Origin of the sequence: Rudanella lutea DSM 19387 (assembly GCF_000383955.1) — a bacterium.
GTDB lineage: Bacteria > Bacteroidota > Bacteroidia > Cytophagales > Spirosomataceae > Rudanella > Rudanella lutea.
In genome coordinates this window covers 2,666,812-2,687,020 of the sequence record NZ_KB913013.1, presented here as the reverse complement: position 1 = coordinate 2,687,020, position 20,209 = coordinate 2,666,812, and the positions used below count along the sequence as shown (strand labels likewise).

Below are 20,209 nucleotides of genomic sequence, written 5' to 3'. Positions count from 1 at the left end.
GTAACGGGGGCAAAAGCACATTCAATCAGTTTTTGGTCAATTGATAAACTGAGGCTCCGATAGGGCGTTAAACAAGGCATACTGCTCAACCAACTGAACCTATGCACCCGACCTATTGTAATTTCAACCTCACCGAAAGCCATACCGATGCCCATCGGGCGCAACCCATCAACCCGTTGCCCAGGGCGGTGCTGCGGCCCAATACCTATATGCTGCTCGATGGCGAGTGGCGGTTTGCGCTGGATATCGACGACCGGGGGCTGCGCGAAAACTGGCACCTTGGGCATACGTACGCGCACATGGCCCATTGGCCCGGTTCGGTGGAAGAGCATATCCGGCAGGCGCATGAGCAGGTGCAAACAACCTCCTGGCACGATAAGGTGGTGGTTTGGTACGAGCGGGATTTTACCCTGCCCGAGCGCGACCAGAACGGAACGGGCCTGGCCCAGACCCTGTTTCAGATCACCTTCGGGGCCTGTGGCTACGAAACCCGGGTATGGCTCAACGGACAGCTATTGCGAACAGTTGAAAACGAAGATATCCACTACGGCGAATACACCTCGTTTTCGTACGAGTTGGGCGACAATCTCCTGCGCACCAATAACCGGCTGACGGTGCGCATTGCCGATACGATGGATGCCGACATACCTCGAGGTAAGCAGGAGTCGCTGGTGTACAAGCGCGGGGGAATCTGGTACCAGACGTACACGGGTGCGGTGCGGTCGGTTTGGCTCGAAACCGTGGAGCGAAACCGGCTGCGGTCGCGGGTGGGGGTGGTGAGTATTGTGGAGGATGAACTGGTGCGGTTCAACCTGACCACCCGGATTCATGACCCCGGTTTGTACACCCTACGGCTTCGGGTGTTTGAAAAAAATGGTACCGATACCGACGCTCCGCTGGCCACCGAAGACTTCCCGTTACGGCTCGAAGCAGGCCAGAAAAACCAGCGCGTGGTGGTGGAGCTGCCCAAGGCCCGGCTTTGGTCGCCTGACGACCCGCACCTGTACCGGCTGGTAGCGCAACTGATCGACGAAGCGGGGCATACCTCACAGATCGAAGCGCATTTTGGCCTGCGCAAAGTGGAGGCTCGGGGTTGCTGCGTGTATCTCAATGGCAAGTCGGTGTATCTCGACGGGATTTTGTACCAGCCCGGCACCTCTACGTTTGAGGAGATCGAACGGCACTTTTACGCCATGCAAAAGCTGGGGTGTAACCTGGTCCGGGTGCATATTGCCGGTATCGACCCCCGCCTTTACAACCTCGCCGATGAGCTGGGCCTGCTATTGTGGGTAGAAGTACCGAGTCCGCACCGCTCCAATCCGCAAAGCCGGCAGAACCACCGCGCCGAACTCGACCGGATGCTGGCCCTGATCGAAACACACCCATCGGTGGTAATCTGGAGCCTGTACAACGAAGACTGGGGGGCCGAAGACATTGCCACTAATCCCGACACCCAGCGGTATATTATTGATACATACCACTACATGCACATTAACCACCCGCAGTTTCTGGTGGTCGATAACGATGGCTGGAAGCACATTTCGCTCGAAGGACGGCTGAAGTCAGACTTGCTCACGGCGCACCTTTACACGCCCGAAATCGACCATTGGCGTACCCTGCTCGACCGGCTCGAACGGGGCGACAATGAAGGCGTAGCCGTGCATCCGCTGGTAGTGGGCGACCCGTTCTTTTTTCGCAAACAGGTGCCCCTGATTGTGAGCGAGTGGGGCGGCTTTGGCTTTGCCGATTATGGCGGCCCAACCGATTCCGACGATCGGGCCGACCGAATCCGGCAGTTTAAAGAAGAGCTCCGGGCAAGGTCGATTGCGGGCGATGTGTACACGCAGGCCACCAATATCGAGGACGAACGCAATGGGCTCATTGACCCGCACACGGGCGAGCTGAGCGTACCCGAGGGGTTGTTGCGCTCGCGCCCCCGGTAGGATAATGGATAATTAGTAATGGATAGTGGATAATGAGGCATTTGCCTGATTACTCATTATCCACTGTTCATTGTTCACTGTTCATTGTTCACTGTTCGTTGTTCACTGTCCACTGTTCATTGTTACATTGGGTGTTCAAAACGATCGTACAATGAAAAAATTTGAGTACCGTATTCTGGACGTAAAAGCCGGTGGCTTTTGGGGTGGCCGGGTTGATGAGCAGGCGCTGACGAATAAACTCAATGAGTTGGGCCGTGAGGGCTGGGAACTGGTATCGACCGTTGATACCGAAATTTACGGGGGTGGGTCGCGTGGTTTGCTGCTGATGCTCAAGCGCGAGCTGGAGTAAGGAGGGCGTCGGTCGTTGGGGCGGCTGGTTGCCCGATAATGAACGGAACAAGGCGGAGTGAACCGGGTAAATTCTTACTTTGCCAGATGTTACGCAACTCTGCCTTGTTCCGGTTATGACACGTTTGTTTACTTGGCCCTTTCTGTACACGGGCTTACTCTGTTTATGGGTTGTTTCCATTGCTCTCGCGCAGGGTCGGCTGGTAGACTACGCGCGGGCCAACCGGCTCAGGGCCGCCATGAACAAGCTCTATTACGCACCGGCAACGGTAACCTGGTCGGAGAGTGGGCAGTTGGCCTGGTATTCGATGCAGACCCCACGCGGTATGGAGTTTATGGCGGTCAATCCGGCGCAGAAGACCAAAAAGCCCGCGTTTGATCAGGAGCAACTGGCCCGCCAACTCGCGCAGGCGATCAATAAACCGACGGAGCCTTATCAATTACCTTTTTCGACCTTTGTGTACGGCCCCGGCGACCGCAACATTCGGTTTCGGGCGTACGACTTCAATTGGTCGTTTGATCTGACCACGAATACCCTGACTAAAAACGACCCGGTGCCGGTTCTGCGGGAACGTTACTGGGGCGAACGAGGGGGCGACCAAACCGACCGACCAGTGCCGTCGCCGGATGGCAACTGGCAGGCATTTATCAAAAATCATAATCTCTACATCCGGTCGGTCAACACGAAGGAGGAAATACCCTTGAGTTTTGATGGGGCCGAGGGAGAGTACTACTCCGGGTACGTACAGTGGTCACCCGACTCGAAAAAGCTGGTAGCTAACAAAGTACGCCCTGGGCAGAAGCGACAGATTTATTTCGTGCGCTCCTCACCCGACGATCAGCTGCAACCCAAACTCGAAAGCCGGGAATACCTGAAACCGGGCGATGCCCTGCCCGTGCGAACACCCCATCTGTTTCTGATTTCGGAGCGGAAACACATCGTGGTCGATGATGCGCTGTTTAAGCAGCAATACGAACTGACCCGCCCCGAATGGCGGGCCGATAGCCGGGTGTTTACGTTCGAATACAACCAACGGGGGCATCAGGTGTACCGGGTGCTGGAGGTTGATGCCGTAACCGGCAAGGCCCGGGCTATTATCGACGAACAGCCCAAAACGTTTTTCTACTACCTGCCGGTGGGCAATGATGGCAAGCGGTTCCGGCAGGATCTGGCCGATGGGCGCGAGATTATCTGGATGTCGGAGCGCGATGGCTGGAATCATCTGTACCTCTACGACGGAACGACCGGTACGGTCAAAAATCAGATCACCAAAGGCGAATGGGTGGTGCGCAATGTGATTCAGGTGAATGAGCAGGCCCGCACCATTCTGTTTGCGGCCGGGGGCGTTGATCCGAAGCTGGACCCGTATTTCGTTCAGTATTACCGCATCAATTTCGACGGCACCGGCCTGACCGCCCTTACACCCGAAAACGCCAACCACATAGCTACCTTCTCACCCGACAGGCAGTATTTTATCGACAGCTACTCGCGGGTCGATATGGCCCCGGTTACCGTGCTACGCTCGGCGCGGGATGGCTCGGTTGTGATGAACCTGGAAAAAGCCGACATCACGGCCTATGCGCAGGCAGGCTGGCGGGCCCCGGAAGTATTCACGGCGAAAGCCCGCGATGGCAAAACCGATATTTGGGGGGTAATTGTTCGGCCCACCCATTTCAATCCCAAAAAGAAATACCCGGTCATTGAATACATCTATGCCGGTCCGCACAGCGCGTTTGCCCCAAAATCATTTATCACCGGCGAACGCGCCCGGGGTATGTTCGAACTGGCCGAGCTGGGCTTCATTGTGGTGCAGCTCGACGGTATGGGCACCTCGCACCGTTCCAAAGCCTTTCATGACGTTTGCTGGCAAAACCTGAAAGATGCCGGTTTCCCCGACCGGATTCGGTGGATGCAGGCTGCGGCCCGCAAAGACCCGGCCATGGACCTGAGCCGCGTGGGTATTTACGGCAACTCGGCGGGCGGGCAGAGTACAGTGGGGGGACTGCTGTTTCACCCGGAATTTTACAAAGTAGGGGTGTCGTCGAGCGGATGCCACGATAACCGGATGGACAAAATCTGGTGGAACGAACAGTGGATGGGCTACCCCATTGGTCCGCACTACGCCGAGTCGTCGAACGTGACTCATGCCGATAAGCTTCAGGGTAAACTATTGCTGATTCTGGGTGAAGTAGACGACAACGTGGATCCGGCCTCGACCATGCAGCTGGTCAATGCGCTTGTTAAGGCAAACAAAGACTTTGATTTTCTGATGGTGCCCAACATGGGGCATTCGATGGGCGGTGAGTACGGCGAACGCAAACGCCGGGATTTCTTCGTGCGGCATCTGCTGGGTGTGGAGCCGCCTGCCTGGTCGGCCCAGCTAGTGAGTACGAATGGGCAGTCAGGAGGCCGTTGAGGGCTACTTGATGGCGCTCTGCTCATTCGGACAATGCACGTAAACTGCCCTACCCTCGAAACCGCTAAACGTATCCCCCCGCTCATGCATAAACCGGTACTCACCTCTTTTCTTTGCTTACTGGCAGTGGCGGCTCTCGCCCAACCCGGCACCGACATTTATCTGCTCGACCTGAGCGAGCAGGCGGGTCGGGTTACCCTATCGAATCCGCGCAACATATCGGCGAAGCCCGGTTATGATAATCAGCCGTTTTTTCATCCGACGCAATCCCGGCTGTATTACACCTCGATGATGCCCGACGGGCAAACCGACATTTGGGCGTACGATGTGCCCACCAGCACCCGTACCCAAATCACCCGCACGCCCGATCTGGAGTATTCGCCTACGGTGGTGCCGGGGGGCACGTACCTGTCGTGCATTGTGCAGCGCAAAGCCAACGGCGATCAGGATCTGGTACGCTATACCCTCGCCGACCCGACCAAAGAGGCCCTTATTCTGGCGTCGCAGCAAACAGGTAAAATTGGGTATCAGGCCTGGCTGAGCCCAACCGAGGTGGCCCTGTTTGTGCTCGCAGCCCCGCGCCCTGGCGAACCAAACACGCTCCACTACAAAAATCTCAAAACCGGGCAAGATACCGTTCTGGCCACGCAAATTGGCCGTTCGCTGCACCCGGTGCCGGGCCGAAAAGCCCTGAGTTTTGTGCAGCAGGTGGGCCCGAAATGGCTGATCCGGCTGTACGATCCTACCCGCCGACAGGTGCGCGACCTGACCGAAAGCGACCCCGACTGCGAACACTACAACGCCTGGACAGCCACCGGCACCCTGCTCGAAAGCCGGGGCACCGAGCTCTGGTCGTTCGACGCTAAAACCAGGCAATGGCGCGAGGTACAACTCCCCGACAACCTGCCCCATCGGAAGGTATCACGCATGGCCGTAAAAGGCGGGCTGCTGGCTCTGGTAGTCGATGAGTGATGCTTTTACTTAAGTTTTATACCTTTAGAGTGTGTGGACAATCAGAGCAACAAAATCATACTTGAAGCCATATGAACAATCGCCAAGAAGCTGCCGGCTGTTTTTTCGTAGCGAGTTGCTACCCGGCGATACTGTTTTAAGCGGTTAAAATAGCGTTCAATCTTGTTGCGATCAGCGTACAAATTCTCATCGATTACCCGCTGCTCCAGCTGATTGCCCTGATTCTGTTCCGAAACAATCGACACAAACAAAAAGCGAATGGGTTGCTTCAGAAACAACGTGACGAGATCAGCGCGCAGCGGCAAAAAGCCGAAACGGCCTGGGCCTGAGTTTAAGCTATGATATTGTGACCAAAGGGCACGGAGGCACTATGGATGTAGAAAGCACCGCCGGGCAGGGGACCACCTTTACTATTTGTTTACCCGTCTGATGCCAATGCGCGTCGGCAGATGGGTTGGTTCGTCGAAAATAAGGTTTTGGTAAGGAAGCCAGGCCACTCGGTACGGTGCCCGTATTTCGAAAACCCCTTTGGCAAAAAAGGGGTTTTTTCGTAAATTAGCCAGATTCTCCCCGCGAACGAAAAGCGGGGCTGAACGACAACCAACGCTGATGAACTTTGAACTAACTTCTGAATTTCAACCCACCGGCGATCAGCCCAAAGCAATTAGCGAACTGATCAAAGGGATTCGGGAAGGTGAACCCGCTCAGGTATTGCTGGGGGTCACGGGGTCGGGCAAAACATTTACAGTAGCCAATGTGATCCAGCAATTAAATAGACCTACGCTCATACTGAGCCACAACAAAACCCTGGCGGCTCAGCTCTACGGCGAATTCAAACAGTTTTTTCCCAACAATGCCGTCGAGTACTTTATCTCATACTACGACTACTACCAGCCCGAAGCGTATATCGCGACCACCAATACGTACATCGAGAAGGACTTGGCCATTAACGAGGAAATCGACAAGCTGCGGTTGGCGGCTACGTCGGCTCTGATGAGTGGCCGGCGCGATGTGGTGGTGGTGGCGTCGGTGTCGTGCATTTACGGTATGGGCAACCCGGAAGAGTTTAAAAACAACGTGGTTCGGATCGGGGTGGGCGAGACCATGAGCCGCAACCAGTTTTTGCATAAGCTCGTCGAGATTCTGTATAGCCGTACCGAGGGCGAATTTCAACGGGGTAACTTTCGGGTCAAAGGCGATACCGTCGACGTATTTGTGGCCTACGCCGATTTTGCCTACCGCATTATCTTCTTCGGCGACGAAATCGAAACTATTCAGCGGATCGACCCGGCATCGGGTAAAAAAATCTCCGAAGAGCGGCTGGTGACCATTTTTCCGGCCAACCTGTTTGTGACCGGCCGCGACACGCTCAATGGGGCTATTCATGAAATTCAGGACGATTTGGTGGCGCAGATTCGGTATTTCGAGAGCGAGTTTCGCGAGCAGGAGGCTGAGCGTATCAAAGAGCGTACGGAGTTCGACCTCGAAATGATGCGCGAGTTGGGCTACTGCTCCGGCATCGAAAACTATTCGCGTTACTTTGACCGGCGCAAACCCGGCCAACGCCCGTTCTGTTTGCTCGATTATTTCCCCGACGATTTTCTGCTCGTGGTAGACGAGAGCCACGTGACCATCCCGCAGATCCGGGCCATGTGGGGGGGCGACCGCTCCCGCAAAACCGCCCTGGTCGACTACGGCTTCCGGCTGCCGAGCGCCATGGATAACCGACCGCTGACGTTTCAGGAGTTTGAAGATCTGGCCGGCCAAACCATTTACGTGTCGGCTACGCCATCGGACTACGAACTCCGCAAAAGTGAGGGTGTAGTGGTTGAGCAGCTCATTCGACCAACGGGACTGCTCGACCCCGAAATTCAGGTACGCCCCAGCCTGAACCAGATTGATGATCTGCTCGAAGAAATCGACGCCCGCATCAAACGGCAGGAGCGGGTGCTGGTGACCACGCTTACCAAGCGTATGGCCGAGGAGCTGAGTAAGTACCTGGAGCGGGTGGGTATCAAAACCCGCTACATTCACTCCGAGGTCAAAACCCTCGATCGGGTCGAGATTCTGCGCGACCTCCGGCTCGGTGCGTTCGATGTACTCGTGGGGGTAAACTTGTTGCGCGAGGGTCTCGACTTACCTGAGGTGTCGCTGGTAGCGATTATGGATGCCGACAAAGAAGGGTTCCTGCGCGACATCCGGTCGTTGATTCAGACTATCGGCCGGGCCGCCCGAAACGCCAACGGTAAGGTGCTCATGTATGCCGATACCATTACGGGCTCCATGCAGAAGGCCATCGACGAGACCAATCGGCGTCGGGCTATCCAGATGGCGTATAACGAGGAACACGGTATTACGCCGACTACGGTGCTCAAATCGCGCGAGTCGATTCTGGGTCAAACCAAAGTGGCCGATTCGAAGCCGAAGCAGTTTTATGTGGAGCCCGAAGAAATTCGGATTGCCGCCGACCCCGTGGTGCAGTACATGGGCAAAAGCGATTTGGAGCAGCTCATCCGCGAGACGCAAACCCGCATGGAGAAAGCCGCAAAGGAACTCGACTTCATGGAAGCGGCCCGCCTGCGCGACGAGTTGTTTCAGCTACGCGATAAGTTGAAGAAGGAGAAGGCCTGAGTCTGACTCAAGGTGTTAAAATGACAGCCGCCCGGCTCCTCAACAAAGGAGCCGGGCGGCTGTCTTGTATAGCAACGCGTTTGGCGGCAATATGTTTTGGCAGGGTTTGCTCCTACAAGTGTCCGTACCTTCATTGATGGTGCTTAATCTCCTCTATTTCCATAGAAAATGGCAGTTATCCACAGGGTTGATGTGGATAACTGCCCATTATGTGTACAACTCATACAAAAAAAGTAGGCAAAACCTTACTCGGTGGCCAGAATAATTTTGCCAAACTGCTTACCCGACTCCATTTTTCGGAGGGCTTGCTCGGCATCGGCTAGGGCAAACACCTCATCTACGGTAGGTTGTAGCCCATGTTGATTGACAAAGGCAAGCATGGCGGCAAACTCGGCGTCGCTGCCCATGGTGCTCCCGAAAATGTTCAGTTGTTTGAAGAAAAGCTTTGAAGGCGGCACGTTGGTAATGTTACCGGTGGTGCCGCCAAACACGGCAATGCGGCCGCCCGGCGTAGCGGTGTCGAGCAGCTTGGCGAAGTCGGGTCCTGAGGCACTGTCGATGGTCACGTCGAAGTAGCCTGTTTTGCCGCCCCCGGTGGTTTCCATCAGGGTTTTGTGCCAGTTGGCGTCGCGATAGTTAACGCCCCCCTTTGCACCCATAGATTGGGCCCGCGCCAGTTTCTCATCCGACCCCGACGTGACCCACACCTCGGCCCCGGCCGCTACGGCCAGTTGGAGAGCGTACAAAGCAGCCCCGCCCCCGATGCCCGTTACCAGAACCCGCTCGCCCGGTTGCAGGGCAGCCCGCGTCATGAGGGCCCGCCAGGCCGTAAGGGCCGCCAGAGGGAGGGCAGCCGCTTCGGTAAACGACAGGTGTGCGGGTTTCGGGTACACATATTGCGCGGGTACGGCGATGTACTCGGCAAAGGTGCCGTCGTCGGGCATACCCAGAATCCGAAAGTCCCGACCGTAAAAATGGGGATTGTTGCCCCAGTTGAGACCGGGGTTAATCACCACCGCCTGACCAACCAGTTGCGCATCAACCCCGTCGCCCACGGCTTCAACCACGCCCGCCCCGTCGGAACCGGGCGTTACGGGGAGTTTCATGCCGGGGTAAAGACCCTGTTGCACAAACACGTCGCGGTGATTAAGGGCAGCCGCTTTAAGCCTGATCAAAACCGTACCCGGCCCCGCTTCGGGCGTGGGCAGGTCGGTCAGTGCTGCGGGCTGATGAACTTCGGTCAGTCGGATGGCTTTCATGCTGAATAGTTTGTTGTTGGGGGAATACAGAATGGTGACTCTCTAACCAAAAACCAAAAACGATAAACTACAAACTTTTGACTTACCCTTGCTGATACCCTTCAATAGCCCCCCGAACGTTGCCAAACTGGGCCAGCAGGGCTTCGGCTTCGTCGCGCGATACGCCCAGCTCGTTCTCGACCATACGGGCGGCCCGGTCCTGCAGCTTATGGTTGCTCAGCTGCATATCAATCATTTTGTTGCCTTTCACGCGGCCAAGCCGAATCATCACACTTGTCGACAGCATGTTGAGCACCAGTTTCTGAGCCGTGCCCGATTTCATGCGGGTGCTGCCCGTTACAAATTCGGGGCCTACTACCACCTCCACCGGAAACTCGCAGGCAGCTGCCACCGCCGAGCCCGGATTACATACCACGCAACCCGTAACGCAACCGGCCGCACGGGCCTGCTGCAACCCGCCAATGACGTAGGGCGTACGGCCCGAAGCCGCAATACCCACCACCACATCCTGCGGGGTCAGGTTGTAAGCCTGCATGTCGTGCCAGGCTTGTTCGGGGTCGTCTTCGGCAAATTCAACGGCTTTTCGGATGGCACCGTCGCCCCCGGCAATCAGGCCAATGACCATGTCGAACGGTACGCCATACGTAGGGGGGCACTCCGATGCATCGACCACGCCCAACCGGCCGCTTGTACCTGCTCCGATGTAGAACAACCGCCCTCCGGCCCGCATCCGTTCGACGGTGGCGGCCACGAGTGCTTCGATCTGCGGAATGGCTTTCTCAACGGCTAAGGGTACCGTTTTGTCTTCGTTGTTGATCCCAACCAGCAGGTCGTGTACCGACATCTGCTCCAGGTGGTCGTAGTGGGAAGGGGTTTCTGTGATCATAAATTGAGCGGGTAACGTTGCGGCTCTATTGGCTTTATCAGCCACCACAAAGTTACCCGCTCCTGTTTACAAACCCACGTTCAGTTGTGAAAACCCGTTTACACCCGGTTGGGGTCGGGGTGCTGCCAGGGCTTGCGGTAGGGGCGCTGCAACATAGCGGTAGCCTCTTTGTCGCCCACAACAACCCGCTTTTTGGGGTCGTACACAAGTGGCCGACCAGCCAGATTCATCGAAATATTGGCCAACAGGCAGCTTGCCGTTGAGATGTGCCCTTCTTCAATGTCGGCTACTGGGCGGCTGTTGTTCTCAATGGCCTTGATAAAGTCGAGCATATGCAGGCGGGTGGCCGGGGCCGCATTGAGCTCAATACGCTCTTCTTTCAGGTCTTCTGGGTACTTTTCCTTTTCGTACACTACGTCTTTGTGGATCTTCTCACCTTTGGTGGGGCCGTTTTTATCGACGGGCACAAAGTCGTACTGCATGGTGCTGGCCCAGAGCGTACCCTTGTCGCCGTATAGTGTAAACGACCAGGGGTACTCGGGGTTGTTCGGGGTGCCCCAGCTACGGTGCTGCCAAACACAGTTGAGGTTGTCGTATTCAAATACCGCCGACTGTGTATCGGCAATGTTCGACTTGCCTTCTTTCTGCACAAAAATGCCACCCGTTGAGGTAATGCGCTTGGGCCAGCCGAGCTTGAGCATCCACCGGACGGTATCGAACATGTGAATGCACATGTCGCCCATAATCCCGTTGCCGTACTCATTGAAGGTACGCCACCAGCGGATGTGCGGTAGCCCATCGTAGGGGCGCATGGGAGCGGGGCCGGTCCACATTTCGTAGTCGAAAAAGGCGGGAACCGGCTCGGTAGGAGGGTTGCCATTGGCGCGCATGTGGAAGTAGCAGCACATTTCCACGTGCGAAATGTTGCCCAGCAAACCGGCATCTACAATGTTCTTCTTAGCGTCGATCAGGTGAGGAGTGCTTTTCCGCTGCGTACCCACCTGCACTACTTTGTTGTATTTGCGGGCTGCGGCTACCATGGCCTCGCCCTCGATCACGTCGACGCTGATGGGTTTCTGCACGTACACGTGCGACCCGGCTTTCACGGCATCAATAGCCTGAAGGGCATGCCAGTGGTCGGGTGAGCCAATCAGGACAATGTCGGCGGGTTGCTCGGCCAGCATCTTGCGGTAGTCGCCGTAGAGCTTGGGTACTTTTTTCGATGCCTGACGCTGACTCACCAGCTCGCCCGCCTTTTCGAGCTGATTCCGGTCGGGGTCGCAGAGGGCAACTACCTCAACGGGTGCTACCTGAATCAGGCGGAACAAATCACTTTTTCCGTACCAACCGGTGCCGATGAGCGATACCCGGTAGGTTTTGGCATTGGGTGACAGGGGCATGGCTGGGCCATCGAAACCCAAGGCCGTCAGGGCCAGGGAGGCCGATGTTCCCTGTAAAAACTGACGCCGGTTAAACGAGAATTGGGGCATAGGAGAGAAATAGTTGAGGGGCCGTGGGGCACCCGTAGGTTGTGAACGAAAAAGAGGATTGACCACCGGAAATACTGACAACCGGCGGGCCTTTATACGGGTTGGAGACACGGCTGCCAACCGGCTCCTAAACGGGTGTCGGTGAACAGGTTGATTCTATCCCTATCTTTGTCGCTTTAACAGCAAGAAACGGATGAGTTTACTAACGGTCGGGTCCGTTGCGTTCGACGCACTCGAAACCCCTTTTGGCAAAACAGATAAAATCATTGGCGGAGCCGCCACCTACATCACCCTCTCGGCTTCGTACTTTGTGCGGCCCAATAATCTGGTGGCCGTTGTGGGCGACGATTTCCCGCAGTCGATGATCGACATTCTCCAGAGCCACGGTGTAGATACCGAGGGCCTTCAGATTCGGCAGGGTGAAAAAACGTTTTTCTGGTCGGGCAAGTACCACAATGACATGAACACCCGCGATACGGTGGAGGTGCAGCTGAACGTAATGGGTGATTTTGACCCTGTTATCCCCGCAGCTTACCAGAATTGCGAGTACCTGATGCTGGGCAATACCTCGCCCGCTATTCAGAAAATGGTGGTTGACCGACTGACCAAGCGACCCAAGCTGATTGTGCTCGATACCATGAACCTCTGGATCGACATTGCCAACGACGACCTGAAGGCGTTGCTGCCCCTGGTTGATGTGCTGGTGTTGAACGACGAAGAGGCCCGCCAACTCACCGGCGACTACGCGCTGGTACGGGCGGCTGCCACCATCCAGAAAATGGGGCCTAAAACGGTGATTATCAAGAAAGGTGAGCACGGTGCCCTGCTGTTTCAGGACGACCCAACCCAGAGCGGCCGCATCTTCTTTGCACCGGCCCTGCCGCTCGAAGAGGTATTTGACCCCACGGGCGCGGGCGATACGTTTGCCGGTGGCTTTATCGGCTACCTCGCCAAAACCGACGACACCTCGTTCGACAACATGAAGCGGGCGGTGATTTATGGCTCGGCTATGGCGAGCTTCTGCGTAGAGAAATTTGGTGCCGAGCGTATCATTGACCTCACGCCCGAAGAAATTCAGGACCGGGTTGGGCAGTTTGTCAAACTGTCGGCCTTTTCGGTGGATTTGTAAGTAGACTTTATTTTTACCTAAAGAGCACGAATGGTTGAATGTTGAGAAATTAATTCTCAATTTTCAGCCATTCGTGCTCTTTCCGTATAGCTACTACAGTAACCGAACCCTTCTGCATGCAGAAACTTTTTACACACCTGACATATTGCTTAATTTTAGCGTTGGTCTTGCTCCGTCTGGAGCACACATCAGCGCAAAGCTCTCCACACAATCCGTTCACGAGTGCTATCAGTTCTACCTCAGCCCAGCTAAACTGGACGGCTGCGTCCTCGCCAACTACGTACGACATTCGCTGGCGAGAGCAGGGGGCCTCCATTTGGATTATCACGTCCGAAATCCCTACGACTACTTTCGGCTTAACCGGCCTGAGCGACGGGCAGGCTTATGAATGGCAGATGCGTCCGACCGGGTCAGCAACGTGGTACGGTGGCCCCGTGTCATTCACAACTACCTATAGTTGTTCGCCCCCTTCTCTCAACACGCCCTATAGTGTATCCGTTACGGCAGCTCCACTGAGCTGGTATTTTTACAGTGGCTCAACAGGAACTACGCAGTTTACAGTGGACCTGAAAACGAGTGACTCGGCATCGTGGTCCAGTGTGAGCGGTATAACGGGCTCCTCTGGGTCTACCACTTACTACACATTATCGGGTCTGACACCGGGAACAACCTACACATACCGGGTTAGGTCGGTTTGTTCGCCCTATTCCACAACCGCTACGTTTGCCACACCAGCCTGTACGATATCGAACCCCCGGCAGGAACCGCAGCCGACGCAGGCTCTGTTACGCTGGCCAGTAACGCTCGGTGCGTCCTATACGCTGCAATGGCGGCCACAGGGAGGAGATTGGGCAACAGTTCCGGCGTTACGGCCGGAGCCGTATGCTTCCACAATGAGCTATTCGTTGACCGGATTAACACCTAACTCAATGTATGAATGGCGGGCTCAGGCCGTCTGTGGTAGTACGACAGGCTCGTTTACAACCCCACTCTCATTTACGGCAAGCTGCAACCCGCCCGGGTCTCTGAGTTTGCTGGCCTCTTCGGCCACGCAGGCTACGGTGGTTTGGAAAAGCGCCTATAATCTGGCTGATTACGGATACGCCTACCAGACGCAGTACCGACGAAAAACACCGGCTGATTCTCCCTGGATAACCTCCTCGTCGTTCTACAACCCCAGCTACAACACGCTTTACGACTATTCAATAAATCTGACTGGGCTTACACCGGAGACTGAATATGAAGTTCGTGTGCAGACTACCTGCCAAAATACAAGTGTATCTGGGTACACAAATCCCCCGGTTAGTTTTGCAACGCAAAGCTGCACAAACACAGCTACTAACCTACGGTCGTCGGCAACCTATACTTTTAAGGCTGCTTACCTTAGCTGGAATGCCGCTTACGATCATTACTACGCTGTACAAATCAGACCCTCTGGAGTTGCCTCCTGGAGTACGATTGGGCCATCTGTCTATGCTGGTAATTCGTCGCAGGAGATACAGAATTTAAAACCGGAGACCGTTTATGAGTGGCGTGTGATTACCTACTGTACGGTTTCAACCAGTGCTTCTGCACCCTCGAGCACCGAGAGTTTCACAACGGCTGCCTGTGCGTTGAACCGAATTGTGAACCCATATACTGCGCAAGTAGAAAATACATCGGCCCGATTAAACTGGTCTGAGATCAGTCCGGTGGTTGGTCTGTACTTGGTTCGCTACCGCCCGCTTGGAACGGCTACTTATACAACCTTGCCACCGCAAACTAGTCAATATCTGAGCCTGACGGGATTGCAGGAAAAAACAGGGTATGAATGGCAGGTTTCGCCTGTTTGTAGCGAATCGCCTACGTCCTTCTCGTACACGGCTCCGCAGACATTTACCACAGCCTGCCCGAATCCAGCCTCGTATTTGCGGACAAACAACAATACCATGCAGTCGATTGAGTTGCGCTGGGACAATTACTATTCCAGTGACTGGTTCGTCCGTACTTATACGGTGCGCTACCGACCACAGGGGGCCGAATGGACTACAGTACCGATCAGTACTAACTCGTACTCGCCAGTTGTGAGTCTGACAGGATTACTGTCGAATACGGTGTACGAGTGGGGTGTGGCCTACCAGTGTTCGGCGAGTAACAGCAGTACATTTACCAGTGGTAGTTCGTTTTCAACAACCTGCCGAAATGGACTTTACGGGTTTGCCAGCCAGAATGTTACGCCTACCCGGGCCGATCTGAATTTTTCAGACAGTGACTATCGGTACAAATATCAGATTCGATATCGGGTAGTAGGAGCTGCTGACTGGATTTTGGTTCCTGCTTTTGCCTACCAGCCGTATGCACTCACGGGTTTAACGCCATACACAGCTTATGAATGGCAGGTGGCTTCTTTCTGCTCAAGCGACGTGATGAGTGATTTTTCTCCGAGCCAGCGGTTCAATTCTGATTGTTTTGTGCCTACTGACCTGAACGTTTCTACCGGTGGGACATCGACGTATTTTTATTGGAAGGAGAACCGGAATGTGGCCGGATTTACGTTGCAATATCGATTGCAGGGGACAACCAACTGGAGTTCGGTTGCGGTTCCGGGGGCGTCGTCGATCAATGTAGCCGGATTGGCAGGTCGCTACGAATGGCGGGTGGCCACTGGCTGTTTCGGCGGGCTCAACTCAGATTTTTCTCCTATTCAAACCTTTAGTACGTACTGCTCTACCCCGACGGTTACGTCCATAACGGCCGGTAGCTCATATGCTGCCACAATCGCCTGGAATCCCAGCGGGGTAACCAATGCCCGTTACACGTTGCAATGGCGACCTGCCGGTGGTACATTCTGGAATACCGTAGCAGACCTGCCGCAGTCACCCTACATTCTGACCGGATTAGTCGACAATACATCGTACGAGGTGCAGCTACAGGCACAATGCAATAATCTCCAGTCGGGTTATTCTTCTGTTAGTTCGTTTCAAACGATATGCTCGGCCCCAACGGGTTTGTCGGCTACAGGGTTTTACAGCTACGAATCGGTGCCATATCAGAATTTTTCTTGGACCACCGCACAAAACACAAGTTACAATCTTCGTTGGCGACCCATTACGGCCGATAACAAGAGCCTAACAGAATGGCAGGTAGCCAACGATGTTCAACCCAGTTCGCGGCAGTTTTTTGCTACTGCCGGAACGTACGAATGGCAGGTGCAGTCGGTGTGTGTCAACGGGACAACCAGCCCTTTTGTTGGCGGCAAATCATTCACAGTAAACGACTGCGAAACGGGCTATATCAGTTACAAAACCGTTGCCGAAGCGAATCGGGCGTTGCTGTCTTACTCGGCATTCGTTAACGCAGACGTACGCTGGCGACCGGCAGGGGCATCGGTCTGGAATACCATCGCTAATGTGAACGTCCAAAGCGTTGTCAGTCTGGAAGGCTTAACCGAGAACACGGCCTACGAATGGCAGGTTGCGGTACACTGTCTGAGTGGTCAGGCTCCATCGTATGGGCCGCTGCAATCGTTCACCACGACCTGTGCGCCCCCGAGCCGACTAAGTACCCTTTGCGTGGGGACAAATCAGGCCTCGGTAGCCTGGGCGGGCCCCGTAGGCGACTTTGTGTATGGTCAGTATGAAGTAAGCTGGCGCGCTATTGGGGCGGCTAACTGGTCGAGCACACAAGTCGAAACATACATCCACTCGCTGACGGGCTTAGCGCCGGCTACCAACTATGAATGGCGGGTACGGGCGGTTTGTTCGACGTCGGCCAACGCGGCCTTTAGTCAACCGCAAACCTTTTACACACAGTGCAGCCAGCCAACAGCACTCACGGCTCGCTCAGATTGTAATTCTACTGCCCTTGAATGGCGAGGGGGCTGTTCGCCCGGAACCACGTATACGGTTTGGGTTCGGGTAAATTATGGTCAATGGACAGCGTATTCAACACCGTACAATTCGTACTACCTGTATAACCTGCCCTCTGGGGCCTGGATTGAGTATTATGTGCAGAGCAATTGTAATGGTATCAGTTCCAGTACGTCAAATACGTATCAGTTTCCGGCCTCAGCCTGTCCGGGGCCTGCTTCCTGTACCTTGGTCAGCGATCTGGATCAAACAGTGTCGGTTAATCAGGCGGTGCTCAACTGGCGCACTACGAATGCGACATCAGAGCTGCAATGGCGGGTGATAGGCGGGAACTGGAACAGGGTTGTGGTGTCGGGCACGAATTTTACACTTGGCGGGCTTGCCAACAATAGTCTGGTTGAATGGAAAGTGCGCAGCACATGTGCTGGTTCAAATGACTTTAGTCCTGTCTCATTCTTCCGGACACGCTGTAGTGGAACTGTTTTCATTACATCCATTCAGGCGCTGGCCGATACCATTAAGCTGTATATCGCGCAGCCCAATACATACGAAGTTCGGTATCGGATTGGCAGGGATGCGTGGGCAACGCGGGCGTTTACAGGGGCTGTTAATAGCTTAGCTGGGCTGATGCCCAACACGACCTATGAGCTCCAGTTTAGAAATGCCTGTGGTAATGATATATATTCAGATTGGTCTCCGTCGCGCTATGTAACAACGTCTTGCCCGGTTTTAAACCGGGTATATGCGGATAGAATTAGTGAAACAGCCGCTCGGTTAACCTGGAGCCACGCCAGTTCGCCCCGGCCAACGGGTATTCTTCCTGTCATTAAATATCGCGTTGCCGGGAGTGGTTCCTGGACTACTGTACTCGTTTCGAGCCAGGCTACGTACGACCCTGTTTCTTACACATTAACTAATCTGAGTCCCCGAACTACCTATGAGTGGATGATTTTCTATGATTGTGCTAATGGCAACGTAGCGCCCAGCAACAATCAGTCTCTTACCTTCCGTACCTTGGGCGTTGCTCCTCCGTGCAACGGAATGGTAACCATTCAGGCTGGTGATTGGACAAACCCTGCCATCTGGTCATGCGATCGGGTACCTCTCGTTAGTGATCCAGTGTTGATCCGGCACGCAGTCATGATTCCGGATCGTGGGGTGGGCGAAGCGCTTCAGATTCGGTATGAAGCGGGCGGGCTGCTACGCTTTGGAAGTGGAGCCAAACTCGTGCTGGCTCGTTAAGGAGACCGCTTCAAACGAAACCCGCCCGAAGTCAGCCTGTTAACTGACTTCGGGCGGGTTTATCGTATCAAACGAAGCAGATCGAATGCTCAGCCCGGAGTTTATTGGTTTTTTACCCGTTTGTTAAACTGGTAGGCTACCCCCAGATAAGAATAGAAAATACCGCTTTTGAAATTAGACCGGGCAAAGGGCGACAGCTCAAACGCTACCCGAACATTGGGCAGAATCGTAAGGGGCACTACCCGCACACCCACGTGCAGGGCATAGCCTTCGAGCACGTCGGTATCAGCCAACGAATTGAGGGCGTTGAACCGCGCGCTGGCGCCAACGTAATAATTGGCTGTGGTGGTCCGCCGAACGTTGATCATGGGCGCCAGCGTAGTACTCAGCGAACCAAACAAGGTGTTGGTTTGCACCCGCGCATCAAACCAAACCGGCTTGTTCGGATTGCTGCTCACCGACAAAAACGAGTTGAACGGATAGTACGCAACCGAAGCCTGACCAAAGGCGATGAATGGGCAAAACAGAAACAGGGAAAGGGCGATTGATTTCATATCGAAAGAGCGAAAGAGCGAAAGAGCGAAAGAGTGATGCAAGCCTGTCAGTTACTGCCTAATCACTCTTTCGCTCTTTCACTCTTTCACCATTAATTATTTCATCATCTTATTCAGCTTGCCAGACGCCTGCATGGTGTTCATTTTCTTCATCATCTTTCGCATCTCGTCGAACTGCTTCAGAAGGTTGTTTACCTGCTGAATGGTAGTGCCGCTACCGGCCGCAATCCGCTTCTTCCGGCTTGCGTCGATCAGGTCGGGGTTCGAACGCTCCTTAGGAGTCATGGAGTTGATGATGGCCTCGATGGGGGCAAACGAGTTGTTGTCGATGTCGAGGTCTTTGATCATCTTACCCATGCCCGGAATCATGCCGAGCAGATCTTTGATGTTACCCATCTTCTTGATCTGCTGCAACTGCGAGAGAAAGTCCGAGAAGTCGAATTTGTTCGCCCGCATTTTGGCGTTGATCCGCTTGGCTTCGTCTTCGTCGAACGCCTGCTGGGCTTTTTCAACGAGCGAAATCACGTCGCCCATGCCCAGAATCCGGCTTGCCATCCGGTCGGGGTAAAACACGTCGAGGGCTTCCATTTTCTCGCCCGTGCTGATAAACTTGATCGGCTTCTCCACCACCGACCGAATCGAGAGGGCAGCCCCACCGCGGGCGTCGCCGTCGAGTTTAGTCAGCACCACCCCGTCGAAATTCAGGCGGTCGTTGAAGGTCTTGGCCGTATTCACGGCATCCTGACCCGTCATCGAATCCACCACAAACAGAGTTTCTGAGGGGTTGATGGCCGCTTTTACGTTCTCAATTTCCTGCATCATCTGCTCATCGACGGCCAAACGACCGGCGGTGTCAACGATGACGATTTTCTTGCCGGTTTTCTTCGCGTGGGCAATGGCGTTGCGGGCAATTTCGACTGCATTTTTATTTTCTGGCTCGGCGTACACCTCCACACCAACCTGCTCACCCAGCACTTTGAGCTGATCGATAGCAGCCGGGCGGTAAATGTCGGCGGCTACGAGCAGCACACCCCGGCCCTGTTTTTTGAGATAAGCCGATAGTTTGCCTGAGAACGTGGTTTTACCCGAACCCTGCAAACCCGCAATCAGAATAACGGCGGGGTCTCCTTTGGTATTGATCGACTCCGCCTGACCGCCCATCAGTTCGGTCAGTTCTTCCTGTACGATTTTAACAAACAACTGCCCCGGCTCCACGGCAATGAGTACCTTGCGGTCGAGGGCTTTTTCCTTTACCCGGTCGGTTACTTCCTTGGCTACCTTATAGTTTACGTCGGCATCGGTCAGGGCCCGGCGCACCTCTTTGATGGTGGCGGCTACGTTGATGTCGGTAATCCGGCCTTGCCCTTTGAGGGTCTTGATGGCCTTATTGAGTTTATCCTGAAGATTTTCGAACATGGTCTTTGCGACAATAGACACTGGACATTAGACAACAGCGAGTCTAACGTCTATTGTCTGACTATCTAACGTCT

The 20,209-nt window shown here is 54.7% G+C and carries 12 protein-coding genes and 3 pseudogenes; 9 read left to right on the top strand and 6 right to left on the bottom strand.

All coding sequences use genetic code 11. From position 1 onward, the window contains the following. Window positions 1-101: 101 nt before the first annotated feature. The 4 genes from RUDLU_RS0111070 (at window position 102) to RUDLU_RS0111055 (ending at window position 5,680) form a co-directional block, all read left to right on the top strand. Window positions 102-1,943 carry a glycoside hydrolase family 2 protein gene (locus RUDLU_RS0111070; RefSeq protein ID WP_019988450.1) on the top strand — a complete coding sequence of 614 codons (1,842 nt, stop codon included), beginning with the start codon at window positions 102-104 and terminating at the stop codon, window positions 1,941-1,943. Between the two features lie 151 nt (window positions 1,944-2,094). Continuing rightward, entirely contained in the window at window positions 2,095-2,292 is a 198-nt protein-coding gene (locus RUDLU_RS0111065; RefSeq protein WP_019988449.1) for a DUF4177 domain-containing protein, read from the top strand. Window positions 2,293-2,407: 115 nt separating this feature from the next. Then, window positions 2,408-4,708 carry a S9 family peptidase gene (locus RUDLU_RS0111060; RefSeq protein ID WP_019988448.1) on the top strand — a complete coding sequence of 767 codons (2,301 nt, stop codon included), beginning with the start codon at window positions 2,408-2,410 and terminating at the stop codon, window positions 4,706-4,708. A gap of 84 nt (window positions 4,709-4,792) precedes the next feature. Continuing rightward, window positions 4,793-5,680 carry a TolB family protein gene (locus RUDLU_RS0111055; protein ID WP_019988447.1) on the top strand — a complete coding sequence of 296 codons (888 nt, stop codon included), beginning with the start codon at window positions 4,793-4,795 and terminating at the stop codon, window positions 5,678-5,680. A 41-nt stretch (window positions 5,681-5,721) separates the two neighbouring features. Here RUDLU_RS0111055 and RUDLU_RS0111050 read toward each other — a convergent pair. Continuing rightward, window positions 5,722-5,859, bottom strand: a pseudogene (locus RUDLU_RS0111050) (transposase); the annotation flags it as partial. 137 nt (window positions 5,860-5,996) lie between these two features. Between RUDLU_RS0111050 and RUDLU_RS29280 the strand changes: the two are divergent. Both RUDLU_RS29280 and uvrB read left to right on the top strand, forming a co-directional pair. Beyond that, window positions 5,997-6,110 (top strand): annotated as a pseudogene (locus RUDLU_RS29280) (ATP-binding protein); the annotation flags it as partial. Window positions 6,111-6,289: 179 nt separating this feature from the next. Next, a complete protein-coding gene (gene uvrB / locus RUDLU_RS0111045) occupies window positions 6,290-8,311 on the top strand; it encodes an excinuclease ABC subunit UvrB (protein ID WP_019988445.1) in 2,022 nt (673 codons plus the stop codon). A gap of 245 nt (window positions 8,312-8,556) precedes the next feature. Here the strand turns inward: uvrB and RUDLU_RS0111040 are convergent, their stop codons facing one another. The 3 genes from RUDLU_RS0111040 to RUDLU_RS0111030 form a co-directional block, all read right to left on the bottom strand. After that, the gene (locus tag RUDLU_RS0111040) at window positions 8,557-9,570 is read right to left on the bottom strand and encodes a zinc-binding dehydrogenase (RefSeq protein WP_019988444.1); all 1,014 of its coding nucleotides are present in this window, start codon (window positions 9,568-9,570) and stop codon (window positions 8,557-8,559) included. 82 nt (window positions 9,571-9,652) lie between these two features. Then, window positions 9,653-10,456, bottom strand: coding sequence for an N-acetylmuramic acid 6-phosphate etherase (gene murQ, locus RUDLU_RS0111035; RefSeq protein WP_019988443.1), 804 nt, complete (start codon window positions 10,454-10,456; stop codon window positions 9,653-9,655). A 98-nt stretch (window positions 10,457-10,554) separates the two neighbouring features. Then, window positions 10,555-11,946 carry a Gfo/Idh/MocA family protein gene (locus tag RUDLU_RS0111030; RefSeq protein ID WP_019988442.1) on the bottom strand — a complete coding sequence of 464 codons (1,392 nt, stop codon included), beginning with the start codon at window positions 11,944-11,946 and terminating at the stop codon, window positions 10,555-10,557. A gap of 193 nt (window positions 11,947-12,139) precedes the next feature. Between RUDLU_RS0111030 and RUDLU_RS0111025 the strand changes: the two genes are divergently transcribed. From RUDLU_RS0111025 to RUDLU_RS29275, 3 genes and pseudogenes are all read left to right on the top strand, one after another. Then, entirely contained in the window at window positions 12,140-13,075 is a 936-nt protein-coding gene (locus RUDLU_RS0111025) for a PfkB family carbohydrate kinase (RefSeq protein WP_019988441.1), read from the top strand. A 116-nt stretch (window positions 13,076-13,191) separates the two neighbouring features. After that, window positions 13,192-14,061 (top strand): annotated as a pseudogene (locus RUDLU_RS30610) (fibronectin type III domain-containing protein); the annotation flags it as partial. 762 nt (window positions 14,062-14,823) lie between these two features. Continuing rightward, complete coding sequence (locus RUDLU_RS29275; RefSeq protein WP_245581663.1) at window positions 14,824-18,165, top strand: fibronectin type III domain-containing protein; 3,342 nt, start codon at window positions 14,824-14,826, stop codon at window positions 18,163-18,165. Window positions 18,166-18,266: 101 nt separating this feature from the next. Here RUDLU_RS29275 and RUDLU_RS0111010 read toward each other — a convergent pair whose 3' ends face one another. Then, window positions 18,267-18,719, bottom strand: coding sequence for a hypothetical protein (locus RUDLU_RS0111010; protein ID WP_019988438.1), 453 nt, complete (start codon window positions 18,717-18,719; stop codon window positions 18,267-18,269). A 96-nt stretch (window positions 18,720-18,815) separates the two neighbouring features. Continuing rightward, complete coding sequence (ffh, locus tag RUDLU_RS0111005; protein ID WP_019988437.1) at window positions 18,816-20,135, bottom strand: signal recognition particle protein; 1,320 nt, start codon at window positions 20,133-20,135, stop codon at window positions 18,816-18,818. Window positions 20,136-20,209 lie beyond the last annotated feature (74 nt).